At 68.4% G+C, this 18,880-nt stretch carries 17 protein-coding genes, 1 tRNA gene and 1 pseudogene; 8 read left to right on the forward strand and 11 right to left on the reverse strand.

What is annotated here, in order from left to right; genetic code table 11:
• The first annotated feature begins 21 nt into the window (after window positions 1-21).
• From F0357_RS05140 to F0357_RS05160, 5 genes are all read left to right on the forward strand, one after another.
• Window positions 22-106, forward strand: a tRNA-Leu gene (locus F0357_RS05140).
• Between the two features lie 191 nt (window positions 107-297).
• A complete protein-coding gene (gene tig / locus F0357_RS05145) occupies window positions 298-1,650 on the forward strand; it encodes a trigger factor (RefSeq protein WP_153479386.1) in 1,353 nt (450 codons plus the stop codon).
• 250 nt (window positions 1,651-1,900) lie between these two features.
• The gene (locus F0357_RS05150) at window positions 1,901-2,539 is read left to right on the forward strand and encodes an ATP-dependent Clp protease proteolytic subunit (protein WP_153479387.1); all 639 of its coding nucleotides are present in this window, start codon (window positions 1,901-1,903) and stop codon (window positions 2,537-2,539) included.
• A gap of 358 nt (window positions 2,540-2,897) precedes the next feature.
• Window positions 2,898-4,166, forward strand: coding sequence for an ATP-dependent Clp protease ATP-binding subunit ClpX (gene clpX / locus F0357_RS05155; protein WP_153479388.1), 1,269 nt, complete (start codon window positions 2,898-2,900; stop codon window positions 4,164-4,166).
• Between the two features lie 210 nt (window positions 4,167-4,376).
• Window positions 4,377-5,240 carry a type 1 glutamine amidotransferase gene (locus F0357_RS05160; RefSeq protein WP_153479389.1) on the forward strand — a complete coding sequence of 288 codons (864 nt, stop codon included), beginning with the start codon at window positions 4,377-4,379 and terminating at the stop codon, window positions 5,238-5,240.
• 8 nt (window positions 5,241-5,248) lie between these two features.
• On the opposite strand, the gene hisN is transcribed toward F0357_RS05160, so the two are convergent.
• The 8 genes and pseudogenes from hisN to F0357_RS05200 all read right to left on the reverse strand — a co-directional run bounded on the left by hisN (window position 5,249) and on the right by F0357_RS05200 (window position 13,527).
• Window positions 5,249-6,034 carry a histidinol-phosphatase gene (hisN, locus tag F0357_RS05165; protein ID WP_153479390.1) on the reverse strand — a complete coding sequence of 262 codons (786 nt, stop codon included), beginning with the start codon at window positions 6,032-6,034 and terminating at the stop codon, window positions 5,249-5,251.
• Window positions 6,035-6,190: 156 nt separating this feature from the next.
• Window positions 6,191-6,835 carry an ABC-type transport auxiliary lipoprotein family protein gene (locus F0357_RS05170; protein ID WP_153479391.1) on the reverse strand — a complete coding sequence of 215 codons (645 nt, stop codon included), beginning with the start codon at window positions 6,833-6,835 and terminating at the stop codon, window positions 6,191-6,193.
• A gap of 17 nt (window positions 6,836-6,852) precedes the next feature.
• The gene (locus F0357_RS05175) at window positions 6,853-8,520 is read right to left on the reverse strand and encodes an MlaD family protein (protein WP_153479392.1); all 1,668 of its coding nucleotides are present in this window, start codon (window positions 8,518-8,520) and stop codon (window positions 6,853-6,855) included.
• A 9-nt stretch (window positions 8,521-8,529) separates the two neighbouring features.
• Complete coding sequence (locus tag F0357_RS05180; RefSeq protein ID WP_246161363.1) at window positions 8,530-9,393, reverse strand: ABC transporter ATP-binding protein; 864 nt, start codon at window positions 9,391-9,393, stop codon at window positions 8,530-8,532.
• Window positions 9,394-9,395: 2 nt separating this feature from the next.
• A complete protein-coding gene (locus F0357_RS05185; RefSeq protein ID WP_153479394.1) occupies window positions 9,396-10,541 on the reverse strand; it encodes an ABC transporter permease in 1,146 nt (381 codons plus the stop codon).
• Between the two features lie 145 nt (window positions 10,542-10,686).
• Window positions 10,687-11,717, reverse strand: a pseudogene (locus F0357_RS05190) (threonine/serine dehydratase family protein).
• A 146-nt stretch (window positions 11,718-11,863) separates the two neighbouring features.
• On the reverse strand, window positions 11,864-12,886 hold the full coding sequence (gene hemH / locus F0357_RS05195; protein WP_246161562.1) for a ferrochelatase: 1,023 nt from the start codon (window positions 12,884-12,886) through the stop codon (window positions 11,864-11,866).
• Between the two features lie 158 nt (window positions 12,887-13,044).
• A complete protein-coding gene (locus tag F0357_RS05200) occupies window positions 13,045-13,527 on the reverse strand; it encodes an NUDIX domain-containing protein (RefSeq protein ID WP_208948226.1) in 483 nt (160 codons plus the stop codon).
• Window positions 13,528-13,651: 124 nt separating this feature from the next.
• On the opposite strand from F0357_RS05200, the gene F0357_RS05205 reads away from it, so the two are divergent.
• Window positions 13,652-14,551 carry a metallophosphoesterase family protein gene (locus tag F0357_RS05205; RefSeq protein ID WP_153479396.1) on the forward strand — a complete coding sequence of 300 codons (900 nt, stop codon included), beginning with the start codon at window positions 13,652-13,654 and terminating at the stop codon, window positions 14,549-14,551.
• Window positions 14,552-14,554: 3 nt separating this feature from the next.
• Here F0357_RS05205 and F0357_RS05210 read toward each other — a convergent pair whose 3' ends face one another.
• Window positions 14,555-15,187 carry a GNAT family N-acetyltransferase gene (locus F0357_RS05210; protein ID WP_153479397.1) on the reverse strand — a complete coding sequence of 211 codons (633 nt, stop codon included), beginning with the start codon at window positions 15,185-15,187 and terminating at the stop codon, window positions 14,555-14,557.
• 31 nt (window positions 15,188-15,218) lie between these two features.
• The gene (gene sciP / locus F0357_RS05215) at window positions 15,219-15,494 is read right to left on the reverse strand and encodes a CtrA inhibitor SciP (protein ID WP_153479398.1); all 276 of its coding nucleotides are present in this window, start codon (window positions 15,492-15,494) and stop codon (window positions 15,219-15,221) included.
• Window positions 15,495-15,959: 465 nt separating this feature from the next.
• On the opposite strand from sciP, the gene mnmA reads away from it, so the two are divergent.
• Together mnmA and F0357_RS05225 are read left to right on the forward strand one after the other, a co-directional pair.
• A complete protein-coding gene (mnmA, locus tag F0357_RS05220; RefSeq protein ID WP_153479399.1) occupies window positions 15,960-17,150 on the forward strand; it encodes a tRNA 2-thiouridine(34) synthase MnmA in 1,191 nt (396 codons plus the stop codon).
• 13 nt (window positions 17,151-17,163) lie between these two features.
• Window positions 17,164-17,829 (forward strand): class I SAM-dependent methyltransferase, encoded by a 666-nt coding sequence (locus F0357_RS05225; RefSeq protein WP_153479400.1) that lies wholly within the window; start codon window positions 17,164-17,166, stop codon window positions 17,827-17,829.
• Window positions 17,830-17,854: 25 nt separating this feature from the next.
• Here F0357_RS05225 and F0357_RS05230 read toward each other — a convergent pair whose 3' ends face one another.
• Window positions 17,855-18,874, reverse strand: coding sequence for a heparan-alpha-glucosaminide N-acetyltransferase (locus tag F0357_RS05230; protein ID WP_153479401.1), 1,020 nt, complete (start codon window positions 18,872-18,874; stop codon window positions 17,855-17,857).
• Between the last annotated feature and the right edge of the window lie 6 nt (window positions 18,875-18,880).

Below are 18,880 nucleotides of genomic sequence, written 5' to 3' on the forward strand. Positions count from 1 at the left end.
CGCCGCCGGCGGGGGGCCATCGCGGGCGTGGTGGAATTGGTAGACACGCTGGATTTAGGTTCCAGTGGCGCAAGCTTTGGGGGTTCGAGTCCCTCCGCCCGCACCAGGTTCGCGGCCGAGAGACGGCCGAAGACCCGGCGCCGAAGACACGGGCCATCGTCCGCTTCGGTCCACGTTGGACGCCCGCGCACGGCGGCAGACGGGGACACCGAAGACGAGACGAGCCTTGCGTTGCCGCGCGCGGGGCGTTATCGCCGCGTCGCATTCCCGAACAGTGCACGAGAAGAATACGGATCCATGAACGTCACCGAGACCCTGTCCGACGGCCTGAAGCGCGAGCTCGATGTCGTCATCCCGGCCGCCGACATCGCGGCCAAGCTCGACGCCTATCTCGCAGACCTGAAAGATCGGGTGCGCATCAACGGCTTCCGTCCCGGCAAGGTGCCGACCGGCCACCTGCGCCGCATGTACGGTCGCACCGCGATGGGCGAGATCATCAACGACTTGGTGACCGAGAGCGTGCGCCAGGCGGTCGCGGACCGCGGCGACAAGCCCGCGCTGCAGCCGGCCGTCGACATCGACGAGAGCAAAGTCGAGGCGATCGTCAACGGTGAGGCCGATCTCAGCTTCACGATGCGCTACGAGGTGCTGCCGGAAATCACCGTCGGCGACCTTCGTTCCATCGCGATCGAGCGTCCCGTCGCCGAGGTGTCGGACGAAGAGGTCGACGGCGAACTCCAGAAGATCGCCGAAAGCGTCCGCCCGTTCGAGGCGAAGGACGGCCCGGCCGCCGACGGCGACCAGATCACCATCGACTTCGTCGGGTCCGTGGACGGCGTGCCCTTCGAGGGCGGCAGCGCCGAGGGCGTCGATCTCGTGATCGGCTCCAACCGCTTCATACCGGGCTTCGAGCCGCAGCTCGTCGGCGCCAAGGCCGGCGACGACACCAAGGTCACCGTGACCTTCCCCGAGGATTACCCGGTCGACACCCTCGCCGGTAAGGAAGCCGTGTTCGACGTCAAGGTGCAGGCGGTCGCCGCTCCCGGCACCGTCGCGATCGACGACGACCTCGCGTCCAAGGTCGGCCTCGCCTCGCTCGACGCCCTGAAGGACGCCGTCCGCAGCCAGCTCGCCGCACGCTACCAGGGTGCCAGCCGGCAGAAGGTGAAGCGCGCCCTCCTCGACGCACTCGACGAGATGCACCACTTCGTCGTGCCCGAGCTCCTGCTTGAGACCGAGTTCGACGGCATCTGGCGCCAGCTCACCACCGACATGGAGCGCTCGGGCCGGACCTTCGCCGACGAAGAGACGACCGAGGAAGAGTCCAAGGCCGAGTACCGCAAGATTGCCGAGCGCCGCGTCCGCCTCGGCCTCCTGTTGTCGCACATCGGCGAGTCGAACAGCCTCGAAGTTACCGACGAGGAAGTGCAGCGCGCCCTGCAGCGCGAAATGATGCGCTTCCCCGGCCAGGAGCGCGAGGTCATCGACTATTACCGCAAGAACCCGCAGGCGCTCGCCGCCGTGCGTGCGCCGATCTACGAGGACAAGGTCGTGGACTATGTCCTCGAGCTCGCGACCGTCACCGATAAGACGGTGAGCAAGGAAGAGCTGCTCGCCGATCCGGAAGAGACGGAAGCCGAAGCCGCCTGATTTTCGGGCACGGCCGCAATCCGACCGGGCGGGGCCTTGCGGCTCCGCCCGGTTTCGCATTTCCGGTGGGCGCCGTTCCGAAGCTTGCGGCACCACGGAGAGGTGGTCTTCCGGTGCCGCAATCATTGTCCTATATGACGGACGAGCGGCAGTTCGGGCCGCGAGCGTTCCCGGTCGGGGGGAACGGGCCGGTTGATCCAACCGGCAGGCGTCCTCGGCCGCAGCGGTTGCCAGGAATTAAGGACGTCCCATGAGAGATCCCATCGACACCTACATGAGCACGCTCGTGCCGATGGTGGTCGAACAGACGAGTCGGGGCGAGCGCGCCTACGACATCTTCTCGCGCCTTTTGAAGGAGCGGATCATCTTCGTGACCGGTCCGATCGAGGACACGGTGGCGACGCTGGTTTCGGCGCAGCTCCTGTTCCTCGAGGCGGAAAATCCGACCAAGGAAATCGCGCTCTACATCAATTCGCCGGGCGGCCTGGTGACGTCCGGCCTCGCGATCTACGACACCATGCGCTTCATCCGGCCGGCGGTCTCGACGCTGTGCATCGGTCAGGCGGCGTCGATGGGCTCGCTCCTGCTCGCCGCCGGCGAGAAGGGCATGCGCTTTGCGCTGCCGAACGCGCGCATCATGGTCCACCAGCCGTCGGGCGGTTTCCGCGGCCAGGCGGCGGACATCATGCTGCACGCCCAGGAGATTCTGGCGCTGAAGCGCCGTCTCAACGAGATCTACCATCGCCACACCGGGCAGGACCTCAACGCCATCGAAGCCGCGCTCGAGCGCGACAACTTCATGACGCCCGAGGTTGCCCAGTCGTTCGGCCTGATCGACCGCGTGCTGCAGGATCGCAGTTCGCTCGAGGCGGTCGCCCCGGCGGCCTGAGCGGACGGCCGGGCACCGGCTGCGGCCTTTGCCGCAGAACGGTCCAAGTCGGCAGCGAATTTCAGTCGGTGGTCGGCTCCGGTGGTCGGAATCGGCCCGAGCGGGGCCTACAGGCCGGCGAAGGTTTCGCCGGGTAAAGTTCGCCGGCTCGCTTGTATCGCTTCGAATCGCGTGCTTGCATTGCGTTCGAGGCTGGGATTCGACGTTGTCCCGCTCCCGGGCGGGGCGGACTCGGGCGATGGCGTCGCAGGGGACGCAGTCGCAATCGGGGGCGTGTCGCGCTCAGAAGGAGCGGGGCCGTCTCGAGACCGGAGGTGTCGGGCGCGGTCCGGCGGCTGCCGGGCACGAGGATGAAAGTATGAGCAAGGTCAGCGGCAGCGACACCAAGAACACCCTCTACTGCTCCTTCTGCGGAAAGAGCCAGCATGAGGTGCGCAAGCTGATCGCCGGTCCGACGGTGTTCATCTGCGACGAGTGCGTCGAACTCTGCATGGACATCATCCGCGAGGAGAACAAGTCCTCGCTGGTGAAGTCGGGCGACGGCATCCCGAGCCCCTCCGAGATCCGCAAGGTGCTCGACGATTACGTGATCGGCCAGGACCAGGCGAAAAAGGTGCTGTCGGTCGCCGTCCACAACCACTACAAGCGCCTCAACCACGCCAGCAAGAACAACGACGTCGAGCTGTCGAAGTCGAACATCCTGCTGATCGGCCCGACCGGCTGCGGCAAGACGCTGCTCGCGCAGACGCTCGCCCGCATCCTCGACGTGCCGTTCACCATGGCCGACGCGACGACCCTGACCGAGGCCGGCTATGTCGGCGAGGACGTCGAGAACATCATCCTGAAGCTGCTCCAGTCGGCCGACTACAACGTCGAGCGGGCGCAGCGCGGCATCGTCTACATCGACGAGGTCGACAAGATTTCGCGCAAGTCGGACAACCCCTCGATCACCCGCGACGTGTCGGGCGAAGGCGTCCAGCAGGCGCTTCTGAAGATCATGGAAGGCACGGTGGCGAGCGTGCCCCCGCAGGGCGGCCGCAAGCATCCCCAGCAGGAATTCCTGCAGGTCGATACCACCAACATCCTCTTCATCTGCGGCGGCGCGTTCGCCGGCCTCGAGAAGATCATCTCCGACCGCGGCCGCAAGACCTCGATCGGCTTCAAGGCCCGCGTGCTCGCTCCGGAAGATCGCCGCACCGGCGAACTCTTCCGCGAGGTGGAGCCGGAGGATCTGCTGAAGTTCGGGCTGATCCCCGAATTCGTCGGCCGTCTCCCGGTGATCGCGACGCTCGAGGATCTCGACGAGCCGGCGCTGGTGCGCATCCTCTCCGAGCCGAAGAACGCGCTGGTGAAGCAATATCACCGCCTGTTCGAGATGGAGGGGGTCAGCCTCAGCTTCCACGAGGACGCCCTCGGCGCCATCGCGCGGCGCGCCATCGAGCGCAAGACCGGCGCCCGCGGCCTGCGTTCGATCATGGAGCAGATCCTGCTCGACACCATGTACGAGCTGCCGGGCCTCGAAGGGGTCAAGGAAGTTGTGATCTCGCCCGAGGTCGTCGACGGCAAGGCGCGCCCGCTCTACATCTATGCGGACCGCGCCCCGGCGATGGCGGCGACGTCCGCCTGAGCGCACGCTTCATCGGCCTCGGCCACGTCTACCGATCCCCCGGCCGCCCGCCGGGGGATTTTTCGTTCCGCCGCACCGCGCCCCGTGGAAACGGCGCCCTTCCACCCAAGCGGCGGTTCTCCTAACCCTTCCCGCGAACGTCCCCACGGCGGCGCAAGCCACCCCGGCCCCCTCCCCGCCGTGCTCCAACAGAGAAAAAAGGCCTCGATCATGGGTCTCCGTCTCCTCGTCGCCGAGGGCAATGTCGAAAGCCACCGCGAGCGGGTCCGCGCGCTGACCGGACGCACGCCGTCCCAAGGCTATGCGGACGTGCTGCGCAAGCTCGCGCCGGATGCGACGGTCGACATCGTCTTCCCCGCCGATCCCGGCGCCAACATCCCCGGCGCGGGGCTCGAGTCCTATGACGGTATCGCGATCACCGGCTCGGCGCTGAACGTCTACAAGCCGGACGACGCCTGCACCTCGCAGATCGAGTTCGCCCGCGCGGTCTTCGCCGCGAAGGTGCCGTTCTTCGGCTCGTGCTGGGGGCTGCAGGTCGCGACCGTGGCCGCCGGCGGCAGCGTACGCGCGAACCCGAAGGGCCGCGAGGTCGGCATCGCCCGCGCCATCCGCCTCACCGAGGCCGGACGCGGCCACGGCCTGCACGACGGCCGCCCGGAGACGTTCGACGCTCCGTGCGTCCACATGGACGAGGTCGAGACCCTGGCGGAGGGGATGGTGGTGACGGCGACGAACGCCGTCTCGGACGTCCAGGCGGCCGAGATCACCTATGACGGCGGCACGTTCTGGGGTGTCCAATATCACCCGGAATACGACCTGACCGACATCGCGGGCGTGCTCGACCGCTACCGGCCGATCCTCCTCGGCGAGGGCTATCTCCACGACGAGGGGCTGCTCGACCGCATGATCGCGGATTACCGGACGCTCGCCGCCGACCCGTCGCGCCGCGACATCGCCTGGCCGTGGGGTCTCGACCGGATGATCACCGACGAGGCGGAGCGCCTCGCCGAGATCCGCAACTGGATCGAGCTCCGGGTTCGCCCGGTCGCCGCGGAGCGCGTCCGCGGCGCCTGAGAAGGCCGTCAGGCGACGAGGAGCTTCAGCGCCTCGGCATGGAGCTCGGGCGAGCCCGCCGCCACGATGCGGCCGCCATTGTGGGCCGGGCCGCCGTCCCAGGTGGTCACGACGCCGCCGGCGCCTTCGATGATCGGCACCAAGCCGGCGATGTCGTAGGGTTGCAGGCCGGCTTCGACGACGATGTCGACGTTGCCGGCCGCCACCATCGCGTAGGCGTAGCAATCGCCGCCGAAGCGGACGTCGCGCGCCGCGCCCGCCACCCGCTCGAACGCCTCCAGATCGCCGGTGCTCGCCTTGAAGAGGCGCGGCGAGGTCGACATCATCAGCGCCTCGGAGAGCGGGCGTCCCTTACGCGAATGCAGGGTGTGGGTGGAGCCGTCCTTGTGGAAGTGCGCGCTGCCGCCGTCGCCGACGAAGAGTTCGCCGGTATAGGGCTGCGCCATCATGCCGAGCGTCGGCTTGCCGTGCGAGACGAGGCCGACGAGAACGCCCCACAGCGGCAGACCGGCGAGGAAAGCGCGCGTGCCGTCGATCGGATCGATGATCCAGACATGGTCGGCGTCGGCGCGCTCGATGCCGAACTCCTCGCCGTAGATGCCGTCCTCCGGAAAGGCCGCGGCGATCATCGCCCGAATCGTCTGTTCCGCCCCGCGGTCCGCCACTGTGACGGGATCGTAGGCGCCGTGCCCCGCCTTGTTGTCGGCGGCGAGCGCCGACCGGAAGTGCGGCAGGATCACGGTCCCCGCGGCGTCGGCGAGACGGGTGAGGAAGGCGAAATTGCGCGCGGTCATCGAAACCTCATCAGACGAAAATCCGTCGGCGCGCCCCTGCGTCCGCCGGTCGGGCCGGCGCGATGGCGCCAGCAGGCCTCTTTTACAGCCCTGCGGTTCGCAGACCTTGCGCCCGCGCACGAACGACGCTTTGCCGCACCCCGCGAGAGCGGGCGCTCAGATCGACTGATCGACCCAGGGCACCAGTTCGTTCAGGACCTGCTGGAGCGCCGCGTTGAGCGCCTTGACGGCCGCCGGCGCCGTGTCGCTCGAGGTGGGCACCTCGGCACGGAACACCCGGCTCGCGACCACCCGGCCGTTGGCGTCGTTCAGGATCTTCACCGAAAGCTCGACGACGCCGCGAGAGTGGGCACCGCTGACCAGCTCGAAATCCCGGATCTCGATCGGGATCTGATAGTTGATGAGAAGCCCCTCGCCGGGGAAGCCGACGGCATGGATGCGGCCGGAGCGTTCGAACGATTCGACGACGCGCGATTGCAGCACGTTCGGCAGTTGGTCCGCCCACAGCACGTTCGGATAATAGGAGATCGCCGCCGCGCCCGACTTCACCGCGATCGAATCGGTCGCGAGCGCGCGCAGGGCGCGCGGCGCGGGCACGAGGACCTGGGCGCTGCTCGCCTTGTGGTTCGCCGGCGCCGGCACGCTGGCGACGGCGGAGAGGTCGTAGAGCGCCTTGGTGCCGGTCGAGGCGCAGGCTGCCATCAGGCCGACGAGCGCCACCGCCGCCGCGGCGCGGAGGGTGCGCGCGAGCGTCCCCTGCCCTGCGGTCCAAGCCGCTCCCGTTCGAGCTTCCGTCATCATCCGGCCGCCTCTCGATTTCAGCGCCGCTGGGGGCTGTACACCGGCTGATCGGACCCGCCGAAGAGCAGCCGGTTGGGATTGCGCTCGAGACTCTGCACCGCGACCTGGATCGTGGACAGCGTCTGGCGAAGCTGGTTGATGGCCCCGGTCAGGTCGTTGAGGCCGTTGCCGGAGAACCGCGAGATCCCGCTCATGATCCCCGGCAGCGTGGTCTGAATGGTCTCCGCCACCTGACGGATCGAACGGGCGGCGCCGGTCGCCTCGGCGATCAGGCCCTTGCCGTCGCCCTCGACCATCGCATCGACCTTGTCGAGGATGACCGGGACCTTGTCGGCGGCGGCGTTGAGCTTCGCCACCATCTGCTGGGCCTCGTTCGCCACCTCGTCCACCTTGCCGCGCTGGGCGGCGAGGCTATCGGCGAACACCCGGGCCGAGTCGGCCGCCTTCTGGACGTCGGTGATCGCCCGGTCGATGTCGCCGCCGCGGCCGGCGAGGGTGCCGGTGAGCGACTGCACGTTGTCCACGATGGAGCGGACCTTGTCCGACCCGATGGCAGCAAGGATGCGCTGGAGATTGTTCGCAGACGGCTGGAGATCGGCGGCGAGCGTGTCGATCTTACGCACCATCGAGGTGGCGCTCGCCACGAATTCATCGACCGACTTCGAGCGATCGATGACGAGTTGGGCGACCTTGTCGATGTTGCCGGCCGCCTCGCGGGCGTTGGAGATCAGGCCCGAGATCTGCTCGCTGCTGCCGGCGAGGGTGTCGGAGAGCTTGGTGACGTTGGCGACGACGCGCTTCACGTCCTCCGCCGGCACCGCCTTCACCACCGCACGCACGTCGTCGAGCGTGCTGTTGAGGCCCTCGGTGAAGCTCTTGAGGTCGGTCGCCGCCCCCTTGACCTGATCGACCACTTGATCGATCTGGCCACCGACATTGGCGAGGGTGTCGGTGAATTTGCGGGTGTTGCCGACGATCACGTCGACGTCTTCCGGCTTCACCTCGTTGACGAGCACCTGGACGCGATCGACGACCCCGGTCAGCCGGCTCGACAGTCCGGACAGCGTGTCGGCGACGCGGCCGGCCTCCTGCATGAACTTGGCGATCTGGTCGGAATTGTCGGCGAGCGCGCCGGAGAATTTCTGAACGTTCTGGATCGTCGCGGAAACCTGCGGTCCATTCTGCTTGATGATCTGGCTGACCGTCGCCATCGCGTCGTCGGCCTTCTTCAGCGTCTCGCGCGCCCCTTCGAGGATGTCTTCGAAGGCCGAACGGTCGGCATAGATCTTCGGCGTCTGACCGTTAGGCAGATCGAACAGCGAGGGTTCATCCGTGCTGCCGCCGCTGAGCTGGAGGTAGGCGACGCCGGTCAGCCCCTGGAAGCCGAGGGTCGCCCGGACGTCCTTCTTCAGCGGCGCCGTCGGGTCGACGAGCGCCTGGGCGACCACGGTCGGCGAACCGTCCTTGGCGAAATAGATGCTGCCGACCTGACCGATGCGGATGCCGTTGAAAAAGACGGAACCGCCGGTCGAGAGGCCGGTCACCGAGCCCGGGAACACGATGTCGATCGGCACGCGCGCAGAATTGTCCTGGGCGCGGTAGAGCCAATAGACGAACCCGAACGCGGCCGCGAGCACGAGAAGGACGAAAACGCCGATCGTGACATATTGGGCGCGGGTCTCCATGCGAGCCTCTCAGTCGGAGCCCTTCGCGGGGGACTCGTTGGACGCTTTCGCGTGCACAGCCTTGAACAGCCGACCACCCCGGACGCCGTGGAAATAGGAGCGGACCCAAGGGTGGTCGAAATTCAGCATGTCGTCGAGCGTTCCCGCCACCAAGACCCGCTTCTCTCCGAGCACCGCTATCCGATCGCATATGGAATAGAGGCTGTCGAGGTCGTGGGTCACCATGTAGACGGTCAAGCCCAAGGTATCTCTGAGCTTTCTGATCAAGTCATCGAAATCGGCGGCGCCGATCGGATCGAGACCCGATGTCGGCTCATCGAGGAACAGGATTTCGGGATCGAGTGACAGAGCGCGAGCGAGCGCCGCACGCTTCACCATACCGCCCGAGAGCTCGGAGGGATACTTGTCCGCCGCGGTGCGCGGCAGGCCCACGAGTTCCACCTTGAGGAGCGCGAGCTCGTCCATCAATTGCGGGCTGAGCTTGAGGTGCTCCCGCATCGGCATCTGGACGTTCTGCTTCACGGTGAGCGAGGAGAACAGCGCGCCCATCTGGAACAGCACGCCCCAGCGCCGCTCGATCTGGCGGTGGGCCTGATCGCTGATCTTATCGAGATCCTGCCCCAACACTTCGATGGTACCGGCCTGCTTGGGCGTCAGGCCGAGGATGGTGCGCATCAGCACCGACTTGCCGGTGCCGGAGCCGCCGACGAAGCCGAGCACCTCGCCGCGATAGATGTCGAGGTCGAGGTCCTTCAACACCACCTGCGTCCCGAACGCGACGGTGACGCCGCGCGCGCTGATGACGACCTCCCGCTCGCCGCCTTGCGGCGCCGGATCGGCCCTTCTCGGATCGCTCGCCCCAACATCGGCCATCGTCATACCCCGATTGCCGCGAAGAACATGGCGAAGATGCCGTCGACGACGATCACCATGAAGATCGACTTCACGACGGAGGTCGTGGTCTGGCGACCGAGCGATTCGGTGCTGCCGCCGACCTTCATGCCTTCGACGCAGGCGATGAGGCCGATGATCAAGGCCATGAACGGCGCCTTGACGATACCGACCATGAAGGTGGGGATGTCGATCGCATCCTGGAGGTGGGAGATGAAGGTCTGCGGCGGAATGCCGAGATAGAACCACACCACCATGCCGGCGCCGGCGAGGGCAGCCAGGTCGGAGATGAAGGTCAGGACGGGAAGCGCGAGCATCAGCGCGATCAGGCGCGGGATGATGAGGATGTTGATGGGGCTGACGCCGATCACGCTCAGCGCGTCGATCTCCTCGCGCATCTTCATCGAGCCGATCTCGGCGGTGAAGGCGCTGCCGGAGCGGCCGGCGAACATGATCGCGGTCAGAAGCACGCCGAGTTCGCGCAGCACGAGCACGCCGGCGAGGTCGATCACGTAGATGTCGGCACCGAAGCGGCTCAGATAGCGCGCGCCCTGCTGGGCGATGATGCCGCCGACCAGGAACGACATCAGCGTCATGATCGGCACGGCCCCGAGGCCGGTGCGTTCGAAATTCGCCACGATCGAGGGCAGCCGCAGCCGCGAGCGCCCGATCAGCGACCCGGCGAATCCGATCGCGAAGGCACCGAGCACGTTCGTCACCGCGGCGGCGTCCTGGCCGATCATCACGGTGCGATGCCCAATCTTCTCCAGCATGCGGATGACGGAGAAGCGATGCCGCTCCGGCACCCACGGCACCGGCGTATGGGTCTCGACCTCGCCGATGAGCTGGCGGCGATTCTCGGACAAGCCGACGATCGAGGCTTTGAGGCCGTAAAATTCGAGGCCGGCGCGAAGCCGGTGCAACAGCCAGGCGCCGCTCGTATCGAACCCGCCGATCGCGCTGACGTCGATACGGACCGGGCGCTCCCGCGGCACGTCGACCGCCTCGACCGCGGCTTCCGCCTGCCGCCCCATGCCCAGCACCCAGTCGCCGGTCGCCCGCACGAGCGTCGCGTCTTCGCCGGCTTCCACCGTCAGCCGGGGCATGTCGAAGGCGACGCCGTTACTCATTACTGGCGAATCTCCCGCGCTTGTTGGCAGACCGGTTAACCGCTCTTATCGCCTCGTGCACGCCCCGTCGAGCGCCGCCGGGTCACACCTTGCGGCGAATGTCGGCGGCGGCGACGAACCTCTCCGAGCGCCCCCCGGATCTCGGTCAGAGCGCGAGGGCTTCGGCGAGCAAGGCGGGGTCGATGTTGCCGCCGGAAAGCACCAGCACGACGCACCGGCCGCGCAGGTCGATCTTGTTCGACAACGCCGCCGCGAGCGCCACCGCCCCGCCGGGTTCCAGCACGACCTTGATCTCCCGCGCCGCGTACGCGACCGCAGCGAGCGCTTCCGCATCACTCACAGACAGGCCGCCCGTCAATTCGTCGCGGTTGATGGAGAAAGTGCGATGGCCCGGCGACGACGACAAGAGAGCGTCGCAGATCGAGCCCGATAGCTTTTCGTTGACGACCCGTTCGCCCGCTTCGAGCGAGCGGGCGTGGTCGTCGAAGCCCGCGGGCTCCACGGTCAGCACATCGGCGAGCGGAAACGTCGCGTGGAGGGCAATCGCGATGCCGGCGGTGAGCCCGCCGCCCGAGGCGGGGGTGAGCAGCGTATCGGGTTCGATGCCGCGGGTCTGCGCCTGCCGGACGATCTCGAGCCCCACGGTGCCCTGCCCCGCGATCACGCCGGCATCGTCGTAGGGGTGCACGAACGTGGCACCACGCTCGCCGGCGATCCCCGGGCGATCGCCTCGCGATCCTCGGTCTGGCGATCGTAGAGCACCACCTCGGCGCCGAGCATCCGGGTCCGGGCGATCTTCGTCGCCGGCGCGTCGCGCGGCATCACGATCGTCGCCGGGATGCCGTAGAGCGCGGCAGCGGCCGCGACGCCTTGGGCATGGTTGCCGGACGAGCAGGCGACGACGCCTGCCGCACGCTCGGCCTCCGGAATCATGGAGACACGGTTGAAAGCGCCGCGAAACTTGAACGAGCCGGTGCGCTGAAGGCATTCGGGCTTGGCGTAGACGTCGGCCCCGAGCATCGCCGAGAGATCCGGCAGCGGCAGTAGCGGCGTCTCGAAGGCGACACCGGCGAGCCGCGCCGCCGCAGCCTCGATGTCGGCGATGGTCGGCGCCTCGAACGCGGCCGTCGCCCGGCCTGCGATGTCGCCCGCGACGTTCCTGTCCGTGACGTTCATGGCGATCTCCTCTCGCGGGCTAGCCCACATCTCGTGCGCCCGCCGAACCGGGCCGCAATGGCCCGGAGTGCAGGCCGCCCGAATCGGCCACCTTATCGATCCGATCTTTCGCGCGCCGGAGCAACCCTTGCGGTCGGCCCTTGCGGTCAGCCGACCCAGCCTTCGAGCTCGCGGCGCACCACGCGCTCGATCACCGCCATGCCCTCTTCGTCGGCGTTGAGACAGGGGATTGCGGCGAACCGTTCGCCGCCGGCATGGCGGAAGATCTCGGCATTCTCGACGCCGATCTCCTCGATCGTCTCCAGGCAATCGGCGACGAAGCCCGGCATCATCACCGCCATCCGCTTGACGCCTTCGCGGGCGAGCCGCTCCACCGTCTTGTCGGTATAGGGCTGGAGCCATTCGGCCTTGCCGAAGCGGGACTGGAAGGTGAGCATCAGCCGCTCTTCCGGCCAGCCGAGGCGGGCGCGCAACAGGCGCACCGTCTCCTCGCACTGGCGCCGGTAGGGATCGCCCTTCTGGATATATTCGAGGGGCACGCCGTGGAACGAGGCGAGCACGACTTCGGGCTCGAAATCGAGGCCGGCGAGATGGCGTTCGAGCGAGCGGGCGAGCGCATCGATATAAACGGGATCGTCGTGCCACGGCGCGGCGGTGCGCAGCGCCGGCTGGAAGCGCAGGCGCTTCAGCACGCCGAACACCGCGTCGTTCACGGTCGCGGTCGTCGCCGCCGCATATTGGGGATAGAGCGGCACGACGAGCACGCGATCGCAGCCGCGGTCGAGCAGCCGGCCGATCCGGCTTTCGATGGTGGGGCAACCGTAGCGCATCGCCCAGTCCACGACGATGTCCGACCCGTCCGCGAGGCGTTCAGTCAGACCGTCGGCCTGGGCGCGGGTGATCGTCTTCAGCGGCGCCTCGTCGAGATCGTTGTTCCAGATCGAGGCGTAGTTCTTCCCCGATTTCTGGGGCCGGACCGACAGGATGATGCCGTTCAGGATCAGCCACCAGATCGCCCGCGGCACTTCGATGACGCGGCGGTCGGAGAGGAATTCCTTGAGGTAGGCGCGCATCGGCCAATAGGAGGTCCCGGCCGGGGACCCGAGATTGACGAGGAGCACGCCGATGCGGCGCCCGGCGCCGTCGCGCCGACGGCCCTCCGGGGGCATCGCCGCCCGCTCCTGCGCCGCCTCGCGCCGCATCCGGCAGCGATCGCTCGGCATTCCGCAAACGCAGCGCTCGGCCGTTACGCCTCCGCCCATGATATCCCCTCAGCCTTGCGCTCGACGCGCGACAACACGATCCGTCCGGAGCGAACCGGCGTCCTTCACCATATCGGGCTCGACGCCGCCCCTTCAAAGTGCTCCGCGATGCGCCGCCGCGTCGCGGGGGTGGTGCTGTCGGGCAGGCGATCGCGGGGGAAGAAGGCCGCTTCGAGGATCTCGCGGTTCGGAACCGCCGGCGGGGCCGGCTGCTCGAACGCCCTTACCACATAGAGCGCGACGTGGTCGCGACTACGGGGCCCGTTGAGGAAGAGCCCGGCGAGGTGCGGCCGGCCGATGACGCGGATGTTGCCCTCCTCGGCGAGCTCACGGACGAGGGCGTCCTCGGTGCTCTCGCCGCGGTCGACGCCGCCGCCCGGCAGATAGAAGCCCGGCAGATAGCTATGCCGGACCAGGAAGACGCGCTCCTCGGCGTCGACGACGAGGCCGCGCACGCCGAGGCTCATGCCGCGGGTGACGAGAGCGCTCGTCAGCACCACGCGACGCACCATCGGACGGGCCAATTCCTTCAGGCGTTCGATCGGCATGATGTCGGCATGATCCTTTTGCGCGCCCGGCATCCCTTTTCGGCCCGGTGCGTTGGCAACCACATCGCGATGTCCGCTATAAGGCACGTTCTCTGGTCCCGATGAAGGCGCCGAGCCCGCCCCGATGTTTCGCCTCGCCCACCTGTCCGATCCGCATCTCGGCCCGCTGCCCGATCCGCGCCTCGTCGAGCTCGCCTCGAAGCGCGTGCTCGGCTACGTCAACTGGCGACGCAACCGCGCGGTCCGCCTGACCAACCGCCCGCTCGATCTCCTCGTCGCCGACATCAAGGCGGGCGCGCCGGATCATCTCGCCGTCACCGGCGACCTCGTGAACCTCGCGCTTCACGGCGAATTCGAACCGGCCGCGCGCTGGCTCGCGACCCTCGGCCCGGTCGAGGACGTCAGCGTCGTGCCGGGCAACCACGATGCCTACGTGCCCGGCGCGGCCGGGCGCGCGGCGCGCTTCTGGATGGCGCACATGGTGGGCGACGGCCACGAAGGCGGGCGGCCGACCTTCCCCTATGTGCGCCGCCGCGGCCCGGTCGCGATCATTGGCACCACCAGCGCCCGGGCGACCGGGCCTTTCATGGCGACCGGTCACTTTTCGAACGGCCAGAGCGTCCGCCTCGCCGAGATGCTCCATGCCCTCGGCCGCGAGGGGGTCTTCCGGGTGGTGATGATCCACCATCCGCCGCTGCGCGGGGTGACCTCCTGGCACAAGCGGCTCATCGGCGGTACCCGCTTCCGCGCCGCGATCGCCGAGGCCGGCGCCGAGCTCGTGCTCCACGGCCATACCCACCGCGCCAGCATCGCTCACATCCCCGGCCCGCGCGGGCCGGTGGCGGTGATCGGCGTGCCCTCCGCCTCCGCTGTGCCCGACGGCCGCCACGAAGGCGCGCGCTACAATCTGTTCGAGATCGCCGGTAAGCCGGGCGCCTGGCAGGTCGCCATGCGCGAACGCGGGCTCATGGAGCCGGCCGGGGAGATCGTCGAGATCGCCTCCCGCGACCTCGCCGTCGCCTGAGCCTCAGAGGCGGGGGATGGTCGGACCGGCATCGGGCGGGTGCAGACCGAGCGCGCGCGGGTCGCGGAAGATTTCGACGGCGCGCTTATAGGGTCGGAAGCCCATCGCCGCGTAGAAGCCGAGCGCGGCCGGGTGGTCGAGGGTGCAGGTGTGGAGCCAGACCCGCCGCGTTTGCGGCAGCGACCAGGCCCGGTCGAGGGTGGCGTTCATCGTGCGCCGGCCGAGGCCGCGTCCGGTCGCATCCCCCGCAAGGCCGAAATAGACGATCTCGACATCGCCCTCCACCGCCTCGATCTCCGCGAGGCCGATGTCGCGTCCCGCGTGGACCACGGCGAAGGCGAAGACGTTGGGCGCGTCGAGGCGGGCGATCTGCTCCGCTTCGGACATGCGCAGCCGGTCCGTCCAGAGCCAAGGCGTGCCGACGGCGAGGAAAAGCGCGTGGAAGCGGGCATGATCGCGTCCGAGAAGCCGCTCGAAGGTGATCTCGGGGTCCGGTGACGCCGGCGCCGGCCGCTCGGTCGTCTCGAGATAGGTCACGACGCACGCGAGGACGTCGCGCGGCAGATCGGTCATGCCCTCGATCGGCACGCTCAGGACGTAGGCGCCCTCGGTCGACGGCGCGGAGGGTTCGGACATGGCAAAAGCCGCGGGAAAGGTCGCGCGCGGCTCAGCCGCGATATTCCTGGATACGGGTCGCGCGGAGGCCCGCGAGGCCATGGCGGTCGATCAGCGCCTGCCAGGACAGAAATTCATCGATCGTCAAAGTATAGCGGCTGCACGCTTCTTCGAGCGACAACAGACCGCCGCGCACGGCCGCGACCACCTCCGCCTTGCGGCGGATCACCCAACGCTGCGTATTGCCGGGGGGCAGGTCCGCCACCGTGAGCGGGCTGCCGTCCGGACCGATGACGTAACGCACTCTCGGACGGACCTGTTCGGTCATCGTACTCTCACACTCAATCCGACCTGTTGACCGGAAGCTTAAGCGGCAGGGACTTAAAATTCGCCTAAACGGCGGACCCTTCGACCCTGCGGAGACTCTCGCGACCATCCCGAGAAACACCTCGAGACGAGCGAATGTTTGCACGAAGACTTACGAAAGAAGCGTTTACGCCGACGCCCTTCGGTGACGGTTCGGACTGACGGGCCGCCGCCACCCCGCTACACGGATTTCGCGCCGGGAAACGAGAGAGAGGGGCGCACGGGGCTTGGACGCGGGGGCCGCGCTCCCTATAATATCGGCGCCCGCCCCCTCGTTCGGCGGGCTCCGACAGGGGCGGCATGGGAGATGCCGCCGGCGCCCGCCCGGGTTCTCCCGATCACGGCGTCTTTCGTCAACCGAGCCAAGCGCGACGTCCGGCTTGGGACTTTTTCTCGTCCCGCGCCGTTCTCGTCATTCAAGGAAGCCATGCGGGTCGATCTCGATCTTCCGGGCCGCCCCTCGGAGCAGCGGGTGGTCGTTGCCATGTCCGGCGGGGTCGATTCCTCGCTGGTCGCCGCGCTCGTCAAGGAAGCCGGCTACGACGTCGTCGGCATCACCCTTCAGCTCTACGACCACGGCGAAGCCACCCACCGGGCCGGCGCCTGCTGCGCCGGGCGCGACATCCGCGATGCCCGCCGGGTCGCCGACAGCCTCGGTATGCCCCATTATGTGCTCGACATGGAGGCGCGCTTCCGCGACGCCGTGATCGCGCCGTTCGCCGACAGCTACCTCGCCGGCGAGACGCCGGTGCCGTGCATCTCCTGCAATCAGACGGTCAAGTTCCACGACCTGCTCGAGACGGCCCGCGAGCTCGGCGCCGCCGCGCTCGTCACCGGTCATTATGTTTCGACGCGGCGCACGGCTGACGGATGGGGCCTGTTCCGCCCCGCCGACGCCGACCGCGACCAGAGCTATTTCCTGTTCGCCACCACCGCCGAACAGCTCGCCTTCGTGCGCTTCCCGCTCGGCGAGATCTCCAAGACCGAAACCCGCCGCCTCGCCCGCGAGCGCGGCCTCGTGGTCGCGGAGAAGGCCGACAGTCAAGACATCTGCTTCGTCCCGACCGGCCGCTACGCCGACGTGATCGAGCGGCTGCGGCCCGGCTTCGTCGAGGCCGGGGACATCGTCCATGTCGACGGCCGCGTGCTCGGCCGCCACCAGGGCATCGTGCACTACACCATCGGCCAGCGCCGCGGCCTCGGCATCGCCCTCGGCGAGCCGCTGTTCGTGGTCGGGCTCGATCCGGCGACCCAGCGTGTCATCGTCGGCCCGCGCGAGGCGCTGGAGACCCGCCGGGTGGTTCTGCGCGACGTGAACTGGATCGGCGACGGCAGTCTCACCGAGGCCGCGACGGCCCATCGCGAGGTCTGGGCACGGGTCCGCTCGACCCGCGAGCCCTCCCCGGCCTACCTGCATGTCACCGACGGGCAGGTGATGGTCGATCTCGCGAGCGGCGAGCGCGGCGTTGCGCCCGGCCAGGCCTGTGTGCTCTATGACGGTCCCGATGCGCGCGCCCGCGTGCTCGGCGGTGGCTTCATCGCCCGGAACGAACAGCCCGCCGCGAAGATTGGGGATACCAGAACCCAACGCCCGCTCGATCTTCCGCTCGCGGGCTGATTCAGGAGACGCCATGCCGCCCACCTCGTCCGAGGCGCGAGCCGCGCTCGCACGGCGCACGCTCAGCACGGGTCACGTCCTGTCGGCCTATTCGACCTGGGCGCCGGTCTATGATCGGGTGTTCGGCCTCCCCATGCATTTCGGCCGCAAGATGGCGGTCGCGCGGGCGAACGCGATCGGCGGTCGGGTGCTCGAAGCGGGCGTCGGCACCGGGCTCGCGCTGTCGCTCTACGAGCCGCACATGCGCATCACCGGCATCGACCTCTCCCAGGCGATGCTGGCACGCGCCGCCGAGCGCGTCCGTCAGCACCGCCTGAAGACGGTCGAAGGCCTGCTCGAGATGGACGCCGGGAACTTGACCTTCCCCGACGGCGCCTTCGACGTGGCGGTCGGCATGTATCTCGTCTCCGCCGTGCCGGAGCCGGAAAAGGTGATGGACGAGCTCGTGCGGGTCACCCGTCCCGGCGGGTCCGTCATCACGGTCAACCATTTCCGCTCCGACCGTGGCGGCTGGAAGCCGATCGAGCGGGCCCTCATCCCGTTCTCGCGCAAGCTCGGCTGGGACCCGGTGATGCCGGCCGAGCGCATCCTCGGTCGCGACGATCTCGAGCTCGTCGAACGGTGCTCGGTCGCGCCGCTCGGCCTGTTCACCCTGCTGCGCTTCGTCAAGCGCGGCTGAGCGCGCCTTCCCGGCAGCCCTGCCGTCAGGGGCTGATGCCGTCGAGCGCGGACGAATCCTGCGGCGGGACGGTCTTGCGGCGGCACATCTCGCTGATGCCGTCGACCTTGCCCTGCTCGACCGGGCCGGCGCGACGCTCCGCATAGGCCCGCCACAGCCCGGCGTCGCCGATCCCGTCCGCCGTGCACTTGCAATAGGCCGTGCAGGTCGCCGCCGCGGCGCCCGCAGTCTCGCAGGTGAGGCGGCACGCCGACTGAAAGTCCGCGATCTGCTGCGGCGGCGTCACGCCGAGCATCAGCGCGAGCTCGATGATCCCGATGAAGATAGGCTGGTGGATCAGGTAGATCGGCAGCGTGTGCCGGCCGAGGAAAGCGACCGCGCGCGGCAACCGCCAGCGCGGCCGCCATGCCGCGATCCGCTCGACGAGGCCGCGCGCCAGCGCGAGCCGCGCGGCGGCGATGCCGACCAGCACTGGCGCGAACCAGGGCAGGATCGGCACATAGTCCATCGACGAGCGCGTCACCGTCGACAGCCCGAGCCAGACCCAGCCGATCCCGTTGAAAATCGGGCTCGCCAGAACATGCGGCGCGGCGACGACCGCGACGGCGGCCAGGAGCACCACAGGGATCGGCGCGCGGAGGAACGGCAGCGCGAGCACGCTCGTCAGCGCGATCGCGTGGAGAATGCCGAATCGGATCATGGCGTCCGGCAGGACGAACGCGGTGACGATCGTGACGAGCGCCGCGGCGGCGACGAGGACGAGGAGCCGGCGCAGGAAGACCCTCGGCTTGAGCCCCCGTTGCGTCATCAGCACCAGCGAGACGCCGCTGATCGCGAGAAAGCTGCCGGCGATGGTGCGGGCGAAGATGACGAAGCCCAGATCGCGCCCCGCATTCCACGGCACGAACCCGTAGAAGCTCAGATCGAACGACAGGTGGTAGACGAACATCGCGAGGAGCGCGATGCCGCGTGCCACGTCGAGGGCGACGATGCGGCGGGACCGCGCCGCCGCCCCGCCGGAAGCCGCTGCCGAAAATGACGTCATCGCGCT

Source organism: Segnochrobactrum spirostomi, assembly GCF_009600605.1.
GTDB classification, from domain to species: Bacteria; Pseudomonadota; Alphaproteobacteria; order Rhizobiales; family Segnochrobactraceae; genus Segnochrobactrum; species Segnochrobactrum spirostomi.